The 19817-nt window shown below is 36.7% G+C and carries 29 protein-coding genes and 1 pseudogene; 28 read left to right on the top strand and 2 right to left on the bottom strand.

Features of this window, described 5'->3' with window-relative positions:
• Positions 1-80: 80 nt before the first annotated feature.
• The 15 genes from BM120_RS03045 (at position 81) to BM120_RS02985 (ending at position 11462) form a co-directional block, all read left to right on the top strand.
• Positions 81-611, top strand: coding sequence for a sigma-70 family RNA polymerase sigma factor (locus BM120_RS03045; protein WP_207645689.1), 531 nt, complete (start codon positions 81-83; stop codon positions 609-611).
• Positions 612-733: 122 nt separating this feature from the next.
• Positions 734-910 (top strand): hypothetical protein, encoded by a 177-nt coding sequence (locus BM120_RS10830; protein WP_177187360.1) that lies wholly within the window; start codon positions 734-736, stop codon positions 908-910.
• Positions 873-1181: a hypothetical protein gene (locus BM120_RS03040; protein WP_091993182.1), complete on the top strand. Its 309-nt coding sequence runs from the start codon at positions 873-875 to the stop codon at positions 1179-1181. Before BM120_RS10830 ends, BM120_RS03040 begins: the two co-directional genes overlap by 38 nt.
• Positions 1171-2295: a DUF2800 domain-containing protein gene (locus BM120_RS03035; RefSeq protein ID WP_091993180.1), complete on the top strand. Its 1125-nt coding sequence runs from the start codon at positions 1171-1173 to the stop codon at positions 2293-2295. The genes BM120_RS03040 and BM120_RS03035 overlap by 11 nt, the downstream gene beginning before the upstream one ends.
• Before the next feature lie 4 nt (positions 2296-2299).
• Positions 2300-2872: a DUF2815 family protein gene (locus BM120_RS03030; RefSeq protein WP_091993179.1), complete on the top strand. Its 573-nt coding sequence runs from the start codon at positions 2300-2302 to the stop codon at positions 2870-2872.
• A 150-nt stretch (positions 2873-3022) separates the two neighbouring features.
• Positions 3023-3547, top strand: coding sequence for an NUMOD4 motif-containing HNH endonuclease (locus BM120_RS03025; protein WP_091993177.1), 525 nt, complete (start codon positions 3023-3025; stop codon positions 3545-3547).
• Positions 3535-4071, top strand: a complete 537-nt coding sequence (locus BM120_RS11280; RefSeq protein WP_330389323.1) for a hypothetical protein — start codon at positions 3535-3537, stop codon at positions 4069-4071. The genes BM120_RS03025 and BM120_RS11280 overlap by 13 nt, the downstream gene beginning before the upstream one ends.
• A 48-nt stretch (positions 4072-4119) precedes the next feature.
• Positions 4120-5526: a DNA polymerase gene (locus tag BM120_RS03020; protein ID WP_330389322.1), complete on the top strand. Its 1407-nt coding sequence runs from the start codon at positions 4120-4122 to the stop codon at positions 5524-5526.
• Positions 5527-5668: 142 nt separating this feature from the next.
• The gene (locus BM120_RS03015) at positions 5669-5887 is read left to right on the top strand and encodes a hypothetical protein (RefSeq protein ID WP_091993175.1); all 219 of its coding nucleotides are present in this window, start codon (positions 5669-5671) and stop codon (positions 5885-5887) included.
• Positions 5874-6251 carry a DUF7768 domain-containing protein gene (locus BM120_RS03010; RefSeq protein ID WP_091993174.1) on the top strand — a complete coding sequence of 126 codons (378 nt, stop codon included), beginning with the start codon at positions 5874-5876 and terminating at the stop codon, positions 6249-6251. Before BM120_RS03015 ends, BM120_RS03010 begins: the two co-directional genes overlap by 14 nt.
• Positions 6220-8571, top strand: a complete 2352-nt coding sequence (locus BM120_RS03005) for a virulence-associated E family protein (protein ID WP_091993172.1) — start codon at positions 6220-6222, stop codon at positions 8569-8571. The genes BM120_RS03010 and BM120_RS03005 overlap by 32 nt, the downstream gene beginning before the upstream one ends.
• A 267-nt stretch (positions 8572-8838) precedes the next feature.
• Positions 8839-9111 carry a VRR-NUC domain-containing protein gene (locus BM120_RS03000; RefSeq protein ID WP_091993170.1) on the top strand — a complete coding sequence of 91 codons (273 nt, stop codon included), beginning with the start codon at positions 8839-8841 and terminating at the stop codon, positions 9109-9111.
• Entirely contained in the window at positions 9101-10465 is a 1365-nt protein-coding gene (locus BM120_RS02995; RefSeq protein ID WP_091993168.1) for a DEAD/DEAH box helicase, read from the top strand. The genes BM120_RS03000 and BM120_RS02995 overlap by 11 nt, the downstream gene beginning before the upstream one ends.
• 56 nt (positions 10466-10521) lie before the next feature.
• Positions 10522-10950, top strand: a complete 429-nt coding sequence (locus BM120_RS02990; protein ID WP_091993166.1) for a DUF1492 domain-containing protein — start codon at positions 10522-10524, stop codon at positions 10948-10950.
• A 152-nt stretch (positions 10951-11102) separates the two neighbouring features.
• Positions 11103-11462, top strand: coding sequence for an HNH endonuclease (locus BM120_RS02985; protein ID WP_091993164.1), 360 nt, complete (start codon positions 11103-11105; stop codon positions 11460-11462).
• 16 nt (positions 11463-11478) lie between these two features.
• Here BM120_RS02985 and BM120_RS02980 read toward each other — a convergent pair whose 3' ends face one another.
• Positions 11479-11796 carry a type II toxin-antitoxin system RelE/ParE family toxin gene (locus BM120_RS02980; RefSeq protein ID WP_091993162.1) on the bottom strand — a complete coding sequence of 106 codons (318 nt, stop codon included), beginning with the start codon at positions 11794-11796 and terminating at the stop codon, positions 11479-11481.
• Positions 11777-12049 carry a type II toxin-antitoxin system Phd/YefM family antitoxin gene (locus tag BM120_RS02975; protein WP_091993161.1) on the bottom strand — a complete coding sequence of 91 codons (273 nt, stop codon included), beginning with the start codon at positions 12047-12049 and terminating at the stop codon, positions 11777-11779. Before BM120_RS02975 ends, BM120_RS02980 begins: the two co-directional genes overlap by 20 nt.
• Before the next feature lie 183 nt (positions 12050-12232).
• Here BM120_RS02975 and BM120_RS02970 point away from each other — a divergent pair, with 183 nt between their 5' ends.
• The 13 genes and pseudogenes from BM120_RS02970 to BM120_RS11350 all read left to right on the top strand — a co-directional run bounded on the left by BM120_RS02970 (position 12233) and on the right by BM120_RS11350 (position 19808).
• The gene (locus BM120_RS02970; protein ID WP_330389320.1) at positions 12233-12811 is read left to right on the top strand and encodes a P27 family phage terminase small subunit; all 579 of its coding nucleotides are present in this window, start codon (positions 12233-12235) and stop codon (positions 12809-12811) included.
• 3 nt (positions 12812-12814) lie between these two features.
• Complete coding sequence (locus tag BM120_RS02965) at positions 12815-13597, top strand: S-adenosylmethionine synthetase N-terminal domain-containing protein (protein WP_091993158.1); 783 nt, start codon at positions 12815-12817, stop codon at positions 13595-13597.
• Between the two features lie 12 nt (positions 13598-13609).
• The gene (locus tag BM120_RS02960) at positions 13610-14872 is read left to right on the top strand and encodes a site-specific DNA-methyltransferase (RefSeq protein WP_091993156.1); all 1263 of its coding nucleotides are present in this window, start codon (positions 13610-13612) and stop codon (positions 14870-14872) included.
• Positions 14853-16343, top strand: a complete 1491-nt coding sequence (locus BM120_RS02955) for a DNA cytosine methyltransferase (RefSeq protein WP_091993154.1) — start codon at positions 14853-14855, stop codon at positions 16341-16343. Before BM120_RS02960 ends, BM120_RS02955 begins: the two co-directional genes overlap by 20 nt.
• Before the next feature lie 74 nt (positions 16344-16417).
• Positions 16418-17074, top strand: a complete 657-nt coding sequence (locus BM120_RS02950) for a virulence protein (protein ID WP_091993153.1) — start codon at positions 16418-16420, stop codon at positions 17072-17074.
• On the top strand, positions 17058-17192 hold the full coding sequence (locus BM120_RS11370; RefSeq protein ID WP_442956745.1) for a DUF4314 domain-containing protein: 135 nt from the start codon (positions 17058-17060) through the stop codon (positions 17190-17192). Before BM120_RS02950 ends, BM120_RS11370 begins: the two co-directional genes overlap by 17 nt.
• Before the next feature lie 13 nt (positions 17193-17205).
• Entirely contained in the window at positions 17206-17286 is an 81-nt protein-coding gene (locus BM120_RS11365; RefSeq protein ID WP_442956748.1) for a DUF4314 domain-containing protein, read from the top strand.
• Positions 17276-17449 carry a DUF5049 domain-containing protein gene (locus BM120_RS02940; RefSeq protein WP_091993151.1) on the top strand — a complete coding sequence of 58 codons (174 nt, stop codon included), beginning with the start codon at positions 17276-17278 and terminating at the stop codon, positions 17447-17449. The genes BM120_RS11365 and BM120_RS02940 overlap by 11 nt, the downstream gene beginning before the upstream one ends.
• Before the next feature lie 154 nt (positions 17450-17603).
• Entirely contained in the window at positions 17604-17849 is a 246-nt protein-coding gene (locus tag BM120_RS02935; RefSeq protein ID WP_091993149.1) for a hypothetical protein, read from the top strand.
• Position 17850: 1 nt separating this feature from the next.
• On the top strand, positions 17851-18129 hold the full coding sequence (locus BM120_RS02930) for an Nmad4 family putative nucleotide modification protein (RefSeq protein ID WP_091993148.1): 279 nt from the start codon (positions 17851-17853) through the stop codon (positions 18127-18129).
• An 86-nt stretch (positions 18130-18215) separates the two neighbouring features.
• Positions 18216-18512, top strand: coding sequence for a hypothetical protein (locus BM120_RS11360; RefSeq protein WP_442956744.1), 297 nt, complete (start codon positions 18216-18218; stop codon positions 18510-18512).
• Positions 18513-18536: 24 nt separating this feature from the next.
• A pseudogene (locus tag BM120_RS11355) lies at positions 18537-18869 on the top strand (terminase large subunit domain-containing protein); the annotation flags it as partial.
• On the top strand, positions 18852-19808 hold the full coding sequence (locus BM120_RS11350) for a terminase large subunit (protein WP_442956747.1): 957 nt from the start codon (positions 18852-18854) through the stop codon (positions 19806-19808). The pseudogene BM120_RS11355 and the gene BM120_RS11350, both read left to right, overlap by 18 nt.
• Positions 19809-19817: the final 9 nt, after the last annotated feature.

Below are 19817 nucleotides of genomic sequence, written 5' to 3'. Positions count from 1 at the left end.
AGGATTCATTCTTATGGCCAATATTAGGGAAAGTCTCGTGTGGATTCTCACTTCGGTTTTTAGACCGAAGGAGGGTCTGCATGATGACAAATTTAGACAAAGAAAAGAAAAACAGTGATAAGCAGTATTTTATTCCTATGGAAGTTACACCTGAAACCATCAGGGCTTTTAATCTAAAATCAGAGGAAATTGTATGGCAAAAGATAGGGAACAAACCTGTCAGAGTAATTATGATACCCGCTACTAAGGAGCAGTACTATGAATATATGCGCCCTTTATGGAGGGAAGATAAAAAAGAACAAAGACAGCATGAGAAGAGAATGAAGGGAGAGGGAGATATTTCTCTTGATTCTCTTTACGACAATAATGAATTTGAGTTTGCAGATTCATATGATATTGAGGAAGACCTTATGAAAAGGGAACTTTTAGAAGCTCTTAGAAAAGAACTTAGTACCTTGGAAGAAATTGATAGGAAAATTATGAAGTTATTTGGAGAAGGGTATTCAGAATCAGCCATTGGTAGTGAGATAGGTATGAGCCAAAAGGGTGTTAATAAGAGAAAACAAAAGATTTTTTTAAAACTCAAAGATAAGCTTATACCATATAAATAATCTGAAGGTCTGCATCATAAAAAAAGTGGTGCAGATTTTTTATAACTTTGGTACTTAAATAATTTACTCATGTCCTTTTACTAGCAGAGGTGCAAGAAAGCCACTCGGATAGGAGGTCAAACATGACAAACAAATGTAGATCTGAAACTAGAAAATGCGTAAGTGGTATCGATAGAGAAATCGCAGATACACTTCTTACCATTCAGATAGTTACAGAGAAAATCACAAGAAATTTAAGTCAAAGGAAAGGAGATGGTCCATATGGTAAAAGACAAAGAACTATGTGCTCTTGCAGATGAACTTCATAAGTGCGGTGACATTCTAAAAGTAATTTCAGAAAAGCTAAAAGAGGGCTTGGAATCTAAAACTGAAATTGTAGAAACTAAGGCAGAGAAAGAACTAACCTTAGAAGATGTAAGGGCTGTGTTAGCTGAAAAATCACGTAATGGATTTACAAAAGAAATTAAAGAAATTCTGGAAAAACACGGAGCAAATAAATTATCTGAAGTAGATCCAAAAGAATATTCTGAGCTACTAAAAGAAGTGGAGGTTATAGGAAATGCCGGATAAACATGCAGTGCTTTCTGCATCATCTTCAGCAAGGTGGATTGAATGCCCACCATCAGCACTTCTTTGTAAAGAGATAAATGATATTCCAAGTGAATATGCTAGGCAGGGAACGGATGCACATAGCTTAAGTGAATATAAGCTTAGGAAGCTCCTTGGAGAAAAAGTTAAAAGTCCAAAGGATAACCTAAATTATTATGATGAAGAAATGGAAGAATCATCAGAAGAGTATGCTACTTATGTAGCAACCCAGTATGAACAGGCTAAGAGCCTCTGTAAAGATCCAATCATATTAATAGAGCAGCACCTAGACTTTTCTAAATGGGTTCCGGATGGTTTTGGAACAGGAGACTGCATTATTGTATCTGATGAGAAGCTGACTGTAATTGACCTAAAATATGGTCTAGGAATCCTTGTAGATGCAAATAATAACCCTCAAATGATGTGCTATGCCTTAGGAGCACTAGCTATATTTGATGGAATTTATGACATCAAAGAAATTACTATGACTATCTTCCAGCCAAGAAGAGAGCATATAAGCACCTATACCGTCTCAAAAGAGGCTCTTCTTTCTTGGGCAGAGAAAACTTTAATGCCACAGGCAAAACTTGCAGCTATTGGTGAGGGCAGCTTTAAAGCCGGAGAGCACTGTCAGTTTTGTAAGGTGAAAGCTACATGCAGAAAACGAGCAGAATATAATCTTTTGCTTGCAACGTATGATTTCAAGATGCCGGAGAATCTTGAAGATGATGAAATTGAAATCATCCTAGAAAAGGTAGATGACTTAGTAGCTTGGGCAGGAGATATTAAAGAATACGCCCTGAAAAAAGCAGTGGAAGGCAAGAAATGGAATGATTGGAAAGTCGTAGAAGGAAGAGCGACCAGAAAATATGTTGATGAAAAGAAAGTTGCAGAAAAAGTAGAAAAAGCTGGCTTTGATCCATATGAGAAAAAGGTTTTAGGTATTACCGCTATGACAAAGCTACTAGGAAAAACAAGATTTGAAGAATTACTTTCAGGACTTATAAAGAAACCTCAAGGTAAACCAACACTTGTGAAAAGAACAGACAAAAGATTAGAACTTAATTCAGTAAAAGAAGATTTTATGGAGGAATAAAAATATGACAATGAATTATAAGAACCCAACAAAAGTTATTACAGGACCAAAGACAAGATGGAGTTATGCAAATGTATGGGATCCAAAATCTATTAATGGTGGTACACCTAAATACAGTGTAAGCCTTATTATACCAAAGTCTGATACTAAGACAGTTGCAAAGATTGAAGCGGCAATTAAGGCAGCTTATGAAGAGGGGGAATCTAAGCTCAAAGGTAACGGAAAGAGCGTACCTGCACTTAAATCTATTAAGACTCCACTTAGGGATGGGGATTTAGAAAGACCAGATGATGAGGCATATAAGGATAGCTATTTTATTAATGCGAATAGTATAGCTGCACCTGGAATTGTAGATGCCAACCGTGAAGAAATCATTGACCGTAGTGAAGTATATAGCGGTGTATATGGACGTGCGAGTATCAACTTTTATGCCTTTAATTCCAATGGAAACAAGGGTATCGCAGTAGGGCTTAACAATCTGCAGAAGATTTCTGATGGAGAACCTCTTGGTGGAAAATCCAGAGCAGAAGATGACTTTGCAGATGTAGATGAAGATACAGATGACTTTTTATCTTAAGAAAGGGACAGGTGACAACACATGGAAACAGCACGGGCAATTTTGGTAATCGTAAAGAGAATGAACGATTTCAAGTAAAAACAGGTATAAGAAATGACGGTGGGGTGGCAGGAGCAATCTTGCCGCCTTACTTTTTAGGATGGTGATGAAATGGATGAAGTATGGAGAGATATTCCTGGTTATGAGGGGAAATATCAAGCAAGTAATATGGGGAGAATTAGGAGTTTAGATCGATATGTTAGAGGAAGATGCCACTATTCAGGCAATGAATTTAGAAGGAAGGTATCTGGTAGAGTCTTAAAGCCGGGACAATTTTGCAAAAACGGTCATGTTTCGGTTGTGCTAGGTCATGGGGCTATTGGATCTCCTGTGCATCAGTTGGTAATGAGAACCTTCGTAGGAGAAACACCGGAGGGTGTGGAAATCCTTCATATCAATGGGAATCCCAAAGATAATAGACTAGAAAATCTCAGATATGGAACAAGAACTGAAAATATACTCGATGTTTATTATCAAGGCGGAAAATGGAGAAAATTATTTATGGAAGATGTTCAGCAGATACGATTTGGATTATTTGCAGGAATTAAAGGTTCTGAGCTAGCCAGAATGTATGGTGTATCTTCGTCTGTTATAAGTGCAATAAAGAAAAGGAGATCTTATTCATGGCTAGTATAAAAAAATTATCAATCGACATAGAGTGTTATTCCGATGTGGATTTGCAGAAGTGTGGTGTGTATAAGTATGTCCAGTCTCCGAATTTTGAAATCTTACTGTTTGGCTATTCGGCAGATGAACAGGTGGTGCAGGTGGTTGACCTGACACAGGGAGAACGGATCCCGGATGAGATTATAGATGCACTAACCAATGAAAATATTACAAAGTGGGCATTTAACAGTCAGTTTGAAAGAATATGTCTGTCGGAGTATCTGAGACGATATTATCCGCAGAAGTTTATAAGTTACAGCATTGCAGAAGATACGGTGGGGGATTATCTTTCGCCGGTTTCTTGGAAATGCACGATGACTTGGTGTGCGTATATGGGATTACCATTATCATTAGAAAATGCTGGAACAGTACTAGGGCTTGAAGAGCAGAAGCTAAAAGAGGGAAAGGATTTAATAAAATATTTTTGTGTGCCTTGTAAACCTACAAAGACAAATGGCTATAGAGATAGAAATTTACCATGTGATGCTAGGTAAAAATGGAATAGATTTATAAAATATAACATTCGTGATGTTAAGGCCGAGATGGAAATTCAAGCTAGGTTAAAAAAATTTCCAGTTCCAGAATTTGTCTGGAATGAGTTTTACCTAGACCAAGAGATAAATGATAGAGGTATCAAAGTTGATCTTAACATGGCAAAAAATGCCATAGCCTTTGATTCATCTACTAGGCATACTCTTATTTCAAAACTAAAAAGTATAACAGGTCTTGATAATCCCAATAGTGTGATGCAGATGAAAGAGTGGCTAAAAGAACAAGGAATTCTAGCAGAAAGTTTAGATAAAAAATCTGTAGCTAGTCTACTTGAAACAGTACCTAAGAATATAAAAGAGGTCTTAGAAATTAGGCAAAAATTAGCAAAGTCATCGGTTAAAAAGTATCAGGCTATGGAAAATGCAGTATGTAAGGACCAAAGAGCAAGGGGAATGTTTCGATTCTATGGAGCAAGTCGTAGTGGAAGATGGGCAGGTAGGCTCATTCAGCTCCAGAACTTACCACAGAACCATTTGCCATATTTAAAAGAAGCTAGAGACTTAGTGGACATGGGAGATTATGAAGCAATGACCATGCTATATGAAGATATTCCAGATACCTTATCACAACTTATTAGAACTGCTTTCATCCCAAGAGAAGGCATGAAATTTATCGTAGCTGATTTTTCTGCTATAGAAGCAAGAGTCCTATCCTTTTTAGCTAAGGAAAAATGGAGAAGTGAAGTATTTGAAAATAATGGAGATATTTACTGTGCATCTGCATCAGCCATGTTTGGAGTTCCTGTAGAAAAGCATGGGATAAATGCAGAACTTAGGCAAAAAGGGAAAATTGCTGAACTTGCTCTTGGATACGGTGGAGGTACTGGAGCACTAACTTCAATGGGAGCTCTTGAAATGGGACTTTTAGAAGAGGAACTTCAGCCACTTGTAGATTCTTGGAGAGCAGCAAATTCTAATATTGTTAGGTTTTGGTGGGAGGTAGATAAATGCATAAAGACTTCTATAAAAGAAAAGACTACTACTGAAACTAGAAATATAAAATTCATATATCAAAGTGCCATGCTTTTTATTGAACTTCCAAGTGGCAGGAGGCTTTCCTATGTGAAACCAAGAATAGGTGAAAATAGGTTCGGAGGAGAAAATGTTACTTATGAGGGTATAACTACAGGGAAAAAGTGGGGCAGGATAGAAAGCTATGGACCTAAGTTTGTAGAGAATATTGTTCAGGCTATAAGCCGTGATATTTTAGCTTATGCTTTGAATAATTTATCCTACTGCCTTATATGTGCTCATGTCCATGATGAAATAATTATTGAAGCAAGTATGGGTTTGTCAGTAGATGCTATTTGTAAGAAGTTGGGAGAAACTCCTCCGTGGATAGATGGACTCCTTCTTAGAGCAGATGGCTATGAATGTAATTTTTATAAAAAAGATTAGACCTATTGGTTCTTAAAAGCTAGGGTTTTGTCCTTTCACTATTAGAGGGCAAAGCCCTACTTTTATATTTTTTATGAAAGAGTTAATACAAAAAAATATAAGCCTCATATGGAAGCAACTAAGATAAGGGAGGATAAATAGTATGTTTTATGTAAAAGAAAAAATAAGCGATACAGCAGAAACAAAGATTGAAATCAACGATGAGAATGTATTTTGTATATGTCCTAAATGCGGTAGAGAGGTTCAGGTAAACCTTGAAGATGTGATATCTGATGGAGAAGGTGACCTTTGTAGTACGGCCGTACTTTGTGAGGATTGTAGCAAGAAAATGATAGGAGGTATATCCTATGAAGAAAAATAGTAAATTTATGCCCCTTGTATATGTGTGTTCTCCCTTTGCCGGAGACACACATAAAAATATTTTGTCTGCAAGAAAGTATTCAAGGTTTGCTGTAGATGAGGGATACATTCCCATTGCTCCTCATCTTTTGTTTCCTCAGTTTCTTGATGATAGCATTCCAAAAGACAGAAAGCTTGGTCTTAAATTCGGAAACGTATTGATGGATAAGTGTAGGGAAGTTTGGGTCTTTGGAGAGCATATATCAAAAGGAATGGAGTGTGAAATAAAGAAGGCAATTAAAAGAAAGTATAAAATTAGATATTTTTCAGAAGAGCTTAAGGAGGTAGAAAGCAGTGCAGAAACTAAAAATTGCATATGGAAGTAGCTGCTTTGCTAAGAAGTGGACCAATAAAGAGATAAGCTTTGATGATTTATGTAAAAGACTATCTACAACAATTTATACTTCAGAGACAAAAGAAGAATACCCTAAGCTTCCAAAAAGTGAAAAGGATAGGGTTAAGGACAAAGGTGGATTTGTTGGAGGAAGTCTTAAAGGTGGAAGCAGAAAGGGTGAAAATGTAGAATGTCGCTCTATGCTTACACTAGATGTTGACCAAGCTGATATTGACTTTATTGATAGATTTACCATGCTTTGCACTTTCACATCCTGTCTTTATACAACCCATAGCCATACAAAAGAAAAGCCAAGGCTTAGAATAATTGTGCCCTTATCTAGAAATATTACACCAGAAGAGTATGTAGCGGTATCAAGATATTTTGCAAGTGACTGGGAGATAGATATGTTTGATGAATGCTCCTATAGACCACAACAACTTATGTATTGGCCGACCACACCCTCTAATGGTGATTTTGTGTTTGAAAAAGTAGATGGGACTATTCTAAATCCAGATGATATTTTATTAGCTCATCCAGAATGGACTGATCCAACGCTTTTACCAACATCTTCTAGAGAAAGTGTAGCAAGAGGCATTAGCGATAAAAAGCAGGCAGACCCACTTGAAAAAGAGGGAATAGTAGGTGCTTTTAATAGGGCTTTTTATCCCATAAACACTGTAATTGAGGAACTGCTTTCTGATATTTATGAAACATCTGATATGGAAAATAGGTATAGGTATTTTGAATCACAAAGTCAGCCCGGTCTTTTAATTCATGAAGGGAAGTTTTCCTATAGCCATCATGCAAAAGATCCAGCCTATCTTAAACTTTTAAGTGCCTTTGATCTTGTTAGAATCCATAAATTTTATGATGATGATCCGAAAAAATCTTTTAATGCTATGTCCAAGTTTGCTATTACTTTAGATAGTGTGAAACTTCAGATAGCAGATGAAAAGAAAAAGCAAGCGGAAGATGATTTCAAAAGTTTAGATGAAGAAGATGGAGACTGGAGATTAAAGCTGAAATTACAGCCTAGAAGTAAGGTTTTAGAAAATAGCGTCTGGAATGAAATGCTCATATTAAACAACGATCCTGACTTTGCGAATTTTGGATATAACGAAATGGCAAGTAGAATACAGGTCACTGGTTCTGTGCCTTGGGAAAGACCAAGAGATAATAAGTTCTGGAGGGATGCTGATACTGCTCAGATGAAAGCCCTAATTGATGTAAAATATGTAACCTTTTCTACTAGAAATCATGATGTAGCTTTTACAAAAGTTGCAGACGATAGAAGGTTTCATCCTATAAGGGATTATCTGAATGGTCTCTCTGCTTGGGACGGAGTTTCAAGGATTGATACTATCCTTATCGATTATTTTGGTGCAGAGGATACTGATTACACGAGAGCAGTTAGTAGAAAAACACTTGTTGCAGCTGTAGCAAGAATATATAAACCAGGAACTAAATTTGATAGCGTTTTAATTCTAAATGGTGCTCAAGGAATAGGTAAATCCACTTTCTTTTCAAGGCTCGCTGGAGATTGGTTTTCTGACAGTTTGACATTGACAGATATGAAGGATAAGTCTGGAGCAGAAAAACTTCAAGGTTACTGGATACTAGAACTTGGAGAACTTGCCGGCATGAAAAAAGCTGATATCGAGTCGGTAAAATCATTTATTAGCCGTACAGATGACGAGTATAGACCATCCTATGGAAAAACTGTAGAGAGTCATCCCAGACAGTGTATCATTGTTGGGTCTACTAATTCTGAGACAGGTTTCCTTCGTGACATCACAGGCAACCGTAGGTTTTGGCCAGTTAGTGTTAATGGTAAATCAAAGAAAAAATCATGGGAGATAACAAAGGATGAAGTGGAGCAGATATGGGCAGAGGCTGTTCATTTATATAAAATGGGTGAAAAATTATATCTTGAAGGTGATACGGCAGTACTTGCTAGATCTAAGCAAGCGGATGCTATGGAATCTGATGAAAGAGAAGGTCTTGTTCGTGAGTATTTAGACACGCTCCTTCCAGATGACTGGGACGATATGGATCTATATGAAAGAAGGAATTATCTTAGCGATAGCGGAGTATCCGGTATGGCTAAAAAGGGGATTGTGAGAAGGACTACTGTTTGTAATATGGAAATATGGTGTGAGTGCTTTGGAAAAGATCCTTCTGTTATGAAAAAAATAGACTCTTATGAACTAGGTGGTATTATGCAAAAAATTGATGGATGGCAAAAAAGTAATTCAAAAAGAATACCGTTGTATGGAAAACAACGAGTCTATGAAAGGAACGATAGGTAGGAGAGGGAACAAGGCAAAAAATTGTTGTTCTTGTGGTGGAACGAAGAGTAAATGATTATTCATAAGATTGTTCTAAAGTATGTTCCTTTAATTAAGTTAGTAAAATCAATAGTTATAGAAGATGGGAACAAGTGGAACAAGAAGTACCTATATAATTATTTTAGTTAATATATAGCCTATTAGTAGCTTGTTATTACGCATATACGTGCGTATAGGAATATAGAAAAACTTGTTCTACTTGTTACCTTGTTACTGAGAGGATTAAAAATGAGAGAAAAATTTATAGAAAAAAAGCTGGTTTCAGCGGTGAAAAAGCAAGGTGGGTTATGTCCAAAATTCGCAACACCGGGATTTGATGGTATGCCAGATAGAATTATATTAATGCCAAAAGGAAGAATTGCCTTTGCAGAGTTAAAGGCGAAAGGAAAGAAACCAAGACCTCTTCAGTTATCAAGGCATAGACTTTTAAGAAATCTTGGCTTTAAGGTTTATGTGATTGATGATGCAATGCAGATAGGAGGTGTGCTTGATGATATATAAGCCTCATGATTATCAAAATTATGCAAGAGAATATATTGAGTCTCATAAAATATCTGCCGTATTTTTAGACTGTGGACTTGGAAAAACAAGTATCACGCTTACAGCTTTAAATAATCTACTGTTTGACTATTTTGAAGCACATAAAATTTTAGTGATTGCACCTCTTAGAGTTGCAAGAAATACATGGTCAGCTGAAATAAAAAAGTGGGATCATTTAAAAGATTTACAATTTTCCATAGTTGTAGGTACTGAAAAAGAAAGAATATCAGCACTTGAAAGTAAGGCAGATATCTATGTGATAAACAGAGAAAATATTCAATGGCTTATAGAAAAATCAAAAGTTAAATTTGATTTTGACACTGTGGTAATTGATGAACTTAGTTCCTTCAAAAATCATAAGTCTCAAAGGTCTAAATATTTTATGAAAATAAGACCAAAAGTAAGAAGAGTGATCGGTCTTACTGGTACGCCATCACCAAATGGTCTTATGGATTTATTTGGAGAATATAAGGTGCTTGATATGGGAGAAAGGCTTGGTAGATTCATTGGTCAGTATAGAAATGCTTATTTTAAACCGGATAAAATGAACGGTCATATCGTTTATAGCTATAAGCCACTTGCAGGTGCTGAAGATAGTATTTATAAAAAAATATCTGATATTACGATATCCATGAAAGCAACAGACCATCTTAAAATGCCGGAATTAGTTAATTCGAAATATATGGTCTATCTATCAGAAAAAGAAGAAAAAAAGTACAAGGCTCTAAAAAAGGATTTGATATTATCCCTTCCAGATGGAGGAATAACAGCAGCAAATGCAACAAGTCTATCGGGAAAATTATCTCAAATGGCAAACGGTGCAGTGTATGCAGATAATGAAGAAGTTATAGAATTTCATGAGAGAAAACTTGATGCTTTAGAGGATATAATTGAATCTGCAAATGGAAATTCTGTATTAGTAGCCTACTGGTTTAAGCATGACTTTAAAAGAATATCTAAAAGGCTAAAAAAGTTGGGAATAGAATTTGCGAAGGTAGATACCGATGAAAGTATAAGAAAATGGAATGAAGGGAAGATTGCTGTAGGTCTTCTCCATCCAGCATCAGCAGGTCATGGCCTTAATCTTCAAAACGGTGGCTCTATTTTAGTCTGGTTTGGCATTACATGGAATTTAGAATTTTATCAGCAGACTGTAGCAAGACTATGGAGACAGGGGCAAAATAACAAGACAGTCAGCGTAATCCATATTCTTACAAAAAATACTGTAGACGAAAGAATAATGATGTCTCTATCGGATAAAGATATTAGTCAATCGGCTTTAATTGATGCAGTAAAGGTAAATATGAAAATATAAGACAATCAGTGTCAAAAGGTGACAATCCGAGAAGTATAAAATCGGAGGTTATGCTAATGACATCAAAAGAATATCTAAATCAAGCGTACCGTCTTGATAAAAGAATAAAGGCTGATTTAGAAGATGTTGAAAATCTTCGTGCATTGGCATCTAGTGTTTCATCACCAAGATTTGATATAGAGAGGGTACAAACAAGTAGAAACCATGAAGCTTCATTTGTCAGATCGCTTACAAAAATTATGGATTTAGAAGCAAAGATAAATGATGAGCTAACACTTTTAATAAGCTTAAAAGAACAAATGCTTGAAATGATTTCTGAGCTAGAAAATATGGATGAACAAATGGTTCTTAGGTATAGGTACTTAAAAAATATGACTTGGGAAGAAATAGGAAGAGAACTCCATGCAGGGAAAACTACCATCATTAGATGGCATGAAAAGGCAATTAAGAATGCTGTTTTACCCGAAAATCCTATATGGTTATGAATTTAGGGAAAAATGGTACGTTTTGGTACGGTTTGGTATGGTGCGAACCTATGGCTAAATGTGATATTATATAATCAGCAAAAAGTATAAAGAGTTAAGCCTTGGAGGAAATCCTTCAGGGCTTTTCTTATGCTTAAAAGGAGGTGGAAGACTTGCCAAGAAAGCCAAAGAGTCCGTGTTCTTACCCCGGATGTCCTAACTTAACTGAGAGTAGGTTTTGCGAGGAGCATCAAAAACAAGAAAACAAACGCTATGAGAAGTATGACAGGGATCCAGCAGTAAAGAAAAGATATGGGAGAAGTTGGAGAAGAATTAGAGATCGCTATGTTAAAGCACATCCATTTTGTGAGGAGTGCTTTAAGAAGGGAGTTTTAGTCCCAGTAGAAGAAGTACATCACATTAAACCACTAGCAGAAGGTGGAAATCATAACAAAAGTAATTTGATATCTTTATGTAAATCGTGTCATGCGAGAATCCATGCAAGTCGTGGAGATAGGTGGAATAAAAAATAACCATTCCGAAGAATGGCTATTTTAGAAGAGCATCTATGTTTCGTTTTGAGTAAATAAATCTACGGACTTCCATAGTGTCATCAATCACTACATAAAAAATGGAGAAATTTCTCACGTTAATTCTGTAGTATGGATACTTTCTGTTTTTGGCTGACGCATAAGGTGCGAAAATGAGGGGAGAGTCTAATCGTTTCAAGATAGCCTGTTCTACATCGTCTACAAGACGGTGGGCAGCACTTGGATTTTTTAATTTAAGACTTATATAATCCACGACTTCATTTAAGTCTTCTTCAAACAGTGGAAGAAATGTTAGTTTATAGGTTTTCTCTTTCATAGATACGACTCCTTACTTTACTAAAGACATCTGCTTGAGATAGACGAATATCAGTACTTTCAGCAAAGGCATCTGCCTCATCAAGCTTTTGTTCAATGTTATCTGTAAGTTCGGAGTACTGCTCTATACTGAGAAGGACCATAGTTCCATAACCGTTTTTAGTTAAGAAAACAGGTGAATTTGAGTTTACAACAGTTTCCTCGATTTCAGGAAATTTGTTTCTTAAGTCAGAAACAGGACGAATATTAATCATAGTATCTACCTCCTTTTGTTATCAATATAATATCATAATTTTATCTCAATTACAATAGGTAGGGGCGGTAATTATCTCTACGAATCTATCTCTTGTGGAACGGGCGTGGGGTCTCACGCACAAAAAGGGAGGTTCAAACAGGGTATTAAAGAAAATACACCAAATCGGAATAGAAAGGATGTGATGGGAGTGGCAAAAGACGGAACATATAGAGGAGGAAGAAGGGTAAGAGCCGGAGATAAACCAAAGCCTATAGCTGAAAAGATACAAGCTGGGGAAAAAGTAAAACTACTGGCAAATGATATTCCGGATGAGTATTACGCAGACCTTGAATCAGTTGATTTACCAGATGGTGTAGAACTTGAAGGCATGGATATGCCAAAGCCAAGCGAGTACCTATCCGCTAAACAAAAGAGTGGGATTCCGCTTGGAGCAGACCGTATATATAAAGAAACATGGCAGTGGCTTAAGGAAAGAAAGTGCGAAAAACTTGTAAACAAAAGACTGATTGAATCCTATTCACAGGCATTTGCAAGATATATTCAGTGTGAAGAAGCTATCAGTAGATATGGAATGCTTGGAAAACATCCAACAACAGGAGGAGTAATTGCATCTCCATTTATACAGATGTCATCACAGTTTCAAAAGACAGCTAACCTGATTTGGTATGAGATTTATGACATCGTCAAACAAAATTGTACAGAAATTTTTGAAGAGGAAAGTAATGACCCTATGGAAAAACTACTGAGAGGAGGAAGGTAGGACATGATAGAAAAAGTAAATCCAATGCATCCAGATAAAATAGCCGATAGGATAGCAGGAGCAATAGTAGATTTAGCATATAAAAATTGTGATAATCCTAAAGTTGCCGTAGAAGTCTTAATCGGCCATGGCGTGTGCCATGTGATTATAGAAAGCACGGTTAAATTTAAGTATAAAGAAATTAAAGAGACAATATCCCGTATTGCTGGAAATGTTAAAAAAGATATTGTTATTATAAGACAGGATAAACATCTATCTAAAAACCAAGAAGAAACTATCCGATGTGGGGATAATGGTATTTTTAAAGGTATACCCTTAACAGATGAGGATAAGACTTTAAGTAAAATTGCAAGAGAAATATATAGCAGTTATCCTTATGATGGAAAGTATATCCTTGATAGTAATAAGCTAATCGTCTGCCAAAGCCATGCGAATAATGAAGAATTAAAGGAGAAATATCCGAGTGCAATTATCAATCCTCTAGGCTTTTGGACAGGAGGAACAAATGTCGATACAGGAGCTACCAACAGAAAGCTTGGCTCAGATATGGCAGGATCTGTAACAGGTGGCGGACTTCATGGTAAAGACTTATCCAAAGCAGATGTATCAGTAAATATCTACGCTTTTCTTAAAGCACAGGCGGAACAAAGACCGATTGAACTTAGCTGTGCCATTGGTGATGAAGTAGTTGGTGGTAAGCCGTATAGCAAAATCGTAAATATTGCAAGAAAGTATATAGACTCTATTGGCGGATTTGAGAAATTCGCTGAATGGGGTCTTTTTTAATGGGGTGAGCTTATGAAAACAAAAATGGAAATGGTAGAAATTAGTAAACTAGTCCCTTATGTGAATAATGCAAGAACCCACTCCCCAGAGCAGATTATGAAACTTAGATCCTCTTTACGAGAATTTGGTTTTATCAATCCGGTCATCATTGATTCCAAGTTTAATATCATCGCAGGTCATGGAAGGGTTATGGCAGCAAAAGAAGAAAAGATGGAGGAAGTGCCATGTGTTCTAATTGATTATTTGTCAGAAGCTCAGAAAAAAGCATATATTATCGCAGATAATAAAATGGCACTGGATGCCAGCTGGGATGAGGAACTTTTAAGAATTGAGATTGAAGAACTGGAAGGTATGGATTTTGATTTAGACCTTACAGGTTTTGATGGAGCAGAACTTGATGACCTATTTGGAAATTCTGAAAAGGAGACAGTGGAAGATGACAAGTTTGATTTGACATCGGCACTTGAAAAAGCCTCCTTTGTAGAAAAAGGCGATGTGTGGACTGTTGGCAAACACACTCTGATGTGTGGTGATGCAACAAGTAAGGAAGATGTAGATACTTTGATGAGTGGTAAAAAAGCAAATCTCATTATTACCGATCCCCCTTACAACGTAGCCTTTGAAAGTTCCAAGGGATTATCTATCAAGAATGATAAATTGCAAAATGATGAGTTTTATAATTTCCTTCTTCTATCCTTTCAAAATATGGCAGAGCATTTGGAAAGCGGTGGAGCAGCCTATATCTTTCACGCTGATACGGAAGGACTTAATTTTAGAAAAGCTTTTATTGATGCAGGATTTCATCTTGCAGGCTGTTGTATATGGGTAAAGAACTCACTTGTTCTTGGTAGAAGTGACTATCAGTGGCAACATGAACCTGTGCTTTATGGCTTTCTTAAAAATGGTAAGCATTCATGGTATTCCGATAGAAAACAAACAACTATCTGGAACTTTGATAAACCAAAGAGGAATGAAAATCATCCGACATCGAAGCCACTAGATTTACTTTCCTATCCGATTCAAAACTCAAGTCAAGAAAATGCCATCGTCATTGATACCTTTGGAGGTAGTGGTTCAACCTTAATGGCTTGTGAAAAGACAAATCGAATCTGTTTTACGATGGAACTTGATGAAAAGTATGCATCAGTTATTTTAAGACGATATGTGGAAGATACCGGAGATAGTGAAAATGTCTATGTGATTCGTGGTGGTAAGAAATTATTATATAAAGATTTGGTGAAGGAGGTGGAAATAGATGGAGAAAAAACAGAATAAACCTCTTACACTAGGTAGCTTATTTGACGGGAGCGGAGGTTTCCCACTTGGTGGCATTCTTACAGGAATTACACCGATATGGGCGTCAGAAGTGGAGCCATTCCCTATTAGAGTGACAACTAGAAGATTTCCAAATATGAAACACTTAGGTGATGTTTCAAAAATAAAGGGAAATGGAATAGAGCCAGTCGACATCATCACTTTTGGCAGCCCATGCCAAGATATGTCCATAGCAGGTAAAAGAGCGGGGCTTGATGGTTCTCGCTCTAATTTATTTTATGAAGCAACCAGAATTATTAAAGAAATGAGGAAGAAAACAAATGGAACAAAACCAAGATATACGCTATGGGAAAATGTGCCAGGTGCATTCTCCTCAAACAAAGGAGAGGACTTCTTCTCGGTCCTTAAAGAAATCTGTGAAATCAAAGGATATAAAATTGATGAGGCTAGACCTTATAGATGGCAAAATGCAGGACTTATCATGGCAGATGATTTCTCACTCGCATGGAGGGTACTTGATGCTCAGTACTGGGGAGTTCCCCAGAGAAGAAGACGTATCTATCTTGTCTGCGATTTTAATGGAAAAAGTGCCGGAAAAATATTATTTGAGTCCGAGGGCATGCCTTGGCATCTTGAAAAGAGCAAATGCCCGTGGAAAAGAACTGCCGGAGATTCTAAGAATTGCGCTCGAAGTGGGATCGAAAACCTGTGCTTAAATGACCAAGGCGGTCAGAGAATGGATGTTCATGAAGATAGATGTGGAACAATTACTGCGAGTGTAGGAAACCATCCGCCCCTTGTATTTGAAAATCATGGACAAGATTCTAGGTTTAAAGGACCGATTGATATTAGTAATACAATAGGAGCAAGCCTTGGAACTGGTGGAAATAACCAGCCTTTTGTAGTTGAAGATAAAGTGGATATATTTGATGTAAGAATCACATCGGAAAATACGAAAAATCATAGAGCTAATGTCTATGAAACGGATGTAGCAAGAACAATAAACACAGGGCTTAATTCACCGGATGCCAATCAAGGAGGACTTGCTATTGTCTACTCAACAAGTAAAAATTCACATCATACTGAGGCAGTGGAAAATATAGCTAATACTTTAGTTGCAAGTGACTATAAGGATCCTCCGCTGGTAAATGATACAGATGGAAAAAGATATATTGTTAGAAGGCTAACTCCAAAAGAATGCGGAAGGCTGCAGGGTTTTCCGGATGGCTGGTGTGATGACCTTGAAACTAAAAATCCAACAGATGAAGAAATGAAATTTTGGACTGAAGTTTTTGAAACCTATAGAAAAACTGTAACCAAAGCAGGTAAATCTAAAAGTGAAAAGCAGATAAGAAAGTGGCTATCAAATCCCCATACAGATTCAGCAGAATACAAAATGTGGGGTAATGGTGTAGCACTTCCTAATGTATGTTTTGTACTTGCAGGAATTAAGCATTTTTACTTTGAATAAAGAACAGATATAACTTGATAAATCTCTGATAGTACGGGAATATACACATACCAAAACTAAAGGAGGAAAAACAAGTGCAAGTAAAATTTAATGTTACAGGTAAAGAGAGAAAAGAGCTTGTCAAAGGGATAGAAAGAATCACAAATGAAAAATCCAAGTATTTAGGAATGCCAAGCATGGCGTATGAAATTGGAATCTTTACAATTGATAAGACGGGGGCAGTTTTATGTGAAGATGATTTTGCATTAGAAAAATTGGTGCATAATCTTATCGGAGACGGCTTTATACCCGAGGAAGAAAGTAAAAGCGAACACGACGCCACACAAAGCCTTACAGTAGCAATACCAAGGGATAAGGTAGATTTAGCCAAACTCAATAAAATTCTTGAAAATAAGGGAGATTTAATCAAAAAGGCACTGGGAGTTACAAGCCTTGAGATAGAGGAAGATGAAGAAAAGATAAGTTTTCCTTGGTTTGAAAATATCGATAACGAACATCTAATGACATACATAAAATTTATTGCTGCACTTTGTAAGATGAGTATTAATGCCAAACGCATCAACGAATCTTCCAAAGAAGTTATAAATGAAAAGTATGCCTTTAGATGTTTTCTTTTAAGACTTGGTTTTATCGGAGATGAATTTAAGAAGGATAGAAAATTACTTCTTGAAAAACTATCTGGTTCATCAGCTTTTAGAAATGGAGGTCATAAAGATGAGATTTCCAAGTAAAGAGGTTGTTGAAGAATTAAGAAAAAGGTATCCAGTTGGAACTAGAGTAGAGCTTGTCTTTATGGAGGATATCAAGGCACCGCCTATTGGTACAAAAGGCACAGTAAGGGGGGAATGATATTGGCTCTATTATGGTTTCTTGGGATAACGGAAGTAGCCTAAGTGTAGCTTATGGTGAAGATTCCTGTAGGAGGGTTTCAGATGAACGATAAGGTTAAAGAACAAATCCTAGCAGTAAGGGATACAGGACTCACAAATATGTTTGATGTAAATACTGTTCAAAGAATCGCTTACGAAATGGACTTCTATGAACTTGTTGACTTTATTGAAACTGACAAAAAGGCTTATACGAATTTCATTTTATACGGCAAGTAAAATGGTTATTACTATGAAATTTATGCTAATAATGTAAATTTCATTTATCACAGAAATCATAAAAATAAAGCACACATTTCTTAAAAAATGACTTGCTATATCCTTCAAAGTACGGGAATATACACATACCAAAACAAGAGGAGGGAAAAAAACAATGACAAAGCAAGAAATTTTTAGAGAAGCGACAAGAAAGCTAAACGAGAAGAAAGCAGCCCTTTATAAAGGAGATCATGAAAGAAAACTTTATGATGAAGGCAAGATTGGCTGGAACGAATACCTAAAAAGAGCCAAAGCAAGGGAAGAAAAAGAAAGAGAATTCTACAAGGAAAATGAAAACTATGAACTCTACGATGCAGGTCTTATCACCTACGATGAATTCTTAGAATTGGAGGGAAAATAAGATGAGCAAGATGATAGATTTAACTAACAAGTACAAGATACCAACACAGGCAACACCGGAAGATTTAGAAACTAGATGGGGTAAGGTCATAACCTTTGGAGATAGGGTGATTCTTGTAGGACACTACTATCACCCAGATGGAAATTGCTACTTTGCAGCAGTTTATGAATTCCTAGATGATGACCATTCATGCGAAGGTTTTATTGGACTAAGGGAAGTAAGCGAAGAAAGATTTGAAGATGATGGTCACGCAATTGAGTGGGCATTAAAACAAAACTAACAATAATAGAATTTCAGAGTCTAGGCTCTGTTTCTCGTAATAGCAGCCAAAGGGCTGTATTTTTATGCCTAAAAGGGGGTGAGTTGATGGCAAAATACAAGACTACAAAATTTAAATTAAAAGATTCTATTTATAGTAAAGACCATGCAGATTATGCTGTAAATTTCATTGAATGCCTAAGCCATACCAAAGGCACATGGGCAGGTAAGCCATTTAAGTTACTTCCTTGGCAGGAACAAATCATCAGAGATTTATTTGGTGTTCTAAAGCCAAACGGATATAGGCAGTTTAATACAGCCTACATTGAAATCCCAAAGAAGATGGGTAAGAGTGAGCTTGCAGCTGCTGTTGCCTTACTTCTTTGTTGTGGTGATGGGGAATAACGAGCTGAAGTATATGGATGTGCAGCAGATAGACAGCAGGCAACAATCGTTTTTGATGTGGCTGCCGATATGGTTCGTATGTGTCCGGCATTAAATAGAAGAGTAAAGATATTAGCATCACAAAAGAGAATCATATTTCAGCCAACGAATAGCTTTTATCAAGTTTTGTCTGCAGAAGCATATTCCAAGCATGGGTTTAATATTCATGGCGTTGTGTTTGATGAACTTCATACTCAGCCCAATCGTAAGCTTTTTGATGTAATGACAAAAGGTTCAGGGGACGCTAGAACTCAGCCTTTATATTTTTTAATCACAACAGCAGGAACAGATACACATTCCATTTGCTATGAAACTCATCAAAAGGCTAAGGATATATTAGAGGGAAGAAAAATAGATTCTACTTTTTATCCTGTAATTTATGGAGCAGATGAAACTGACGATTGGACAGATCCTAAAGTATGGAAGAAAGCAAACCCATCACTTGGAGTTACTGTTGGAATTGATAAAGTCAAAGCAGCCTGCGAATCGGCAAAGCAAAATCCGGGGGAGGAGAATTCATTTAGACAGCTTAGACTGAATCAATGGGTAAAACAAGCAATCCGTTGGATGCCGATGGAAAAATGGGATGCTTGTTCTTTTATGGTGGATGAAGATGACCTTGAAGGAAGAGTCTGTTATGGAGGTCTTGACCTTTCATCGACAACGGATATTACAGCTTTTGTTTTGGTCTTTCCTCCGACTAATGAGGATGATAAGTATGCGGTACTGCCTTACTTTTGGTTGCCGGAAGAAACACTTGATTTAAGAGTTAAGCGTGACCATGTACCCTATGATATTTGGGAAAGGCAAGGGTATATCCAAACAACTGAAGGAAATGTCGTTCACTATGGCTTTATTGAAAGCTTTATAGAAAAAATTGGAGAAAGATTTAATATCAAAGAGATTGCCTTTGATAGATGGGGAGCAGTACAGATGGTGCAAAATTTAGAGAACATGGGATTTACCGTAGTTCCATTTGGACAGGGGTTTAAAGATATGTCGCCGCCGACAAAGGAACTCATGAAGTTAACACTAGAACAAAAAATAGCTCATGGAGGTCATCCTGTACTTAGATGGAATATGGATAACATATTTATCAGGACAGATCCTGCAGGAAATATAAAGGCTGATAAAGAAAGGTCTACTGAAAAAATTGATGGAGCTATAGCAACCATCATGGGACTGGATAGAGCAATACGCTGTGGAAATAACAATACAGAAAGCGTTTATGATGGCAGAGGCATTTTATTCATATAAAGAGAAAAC

The organism is Peptostreptococcus sp. D1 (genome assembly GCF_900112955.1).
Lineage (GTDB): Bacteria > Bacillota > Clostridia > Peptostreptococcales > Peptostreptococcaceae > Peptostreptococcus.
This window is presented reverse-complemented; position numbering and strand designations above follow the sequence as displayed.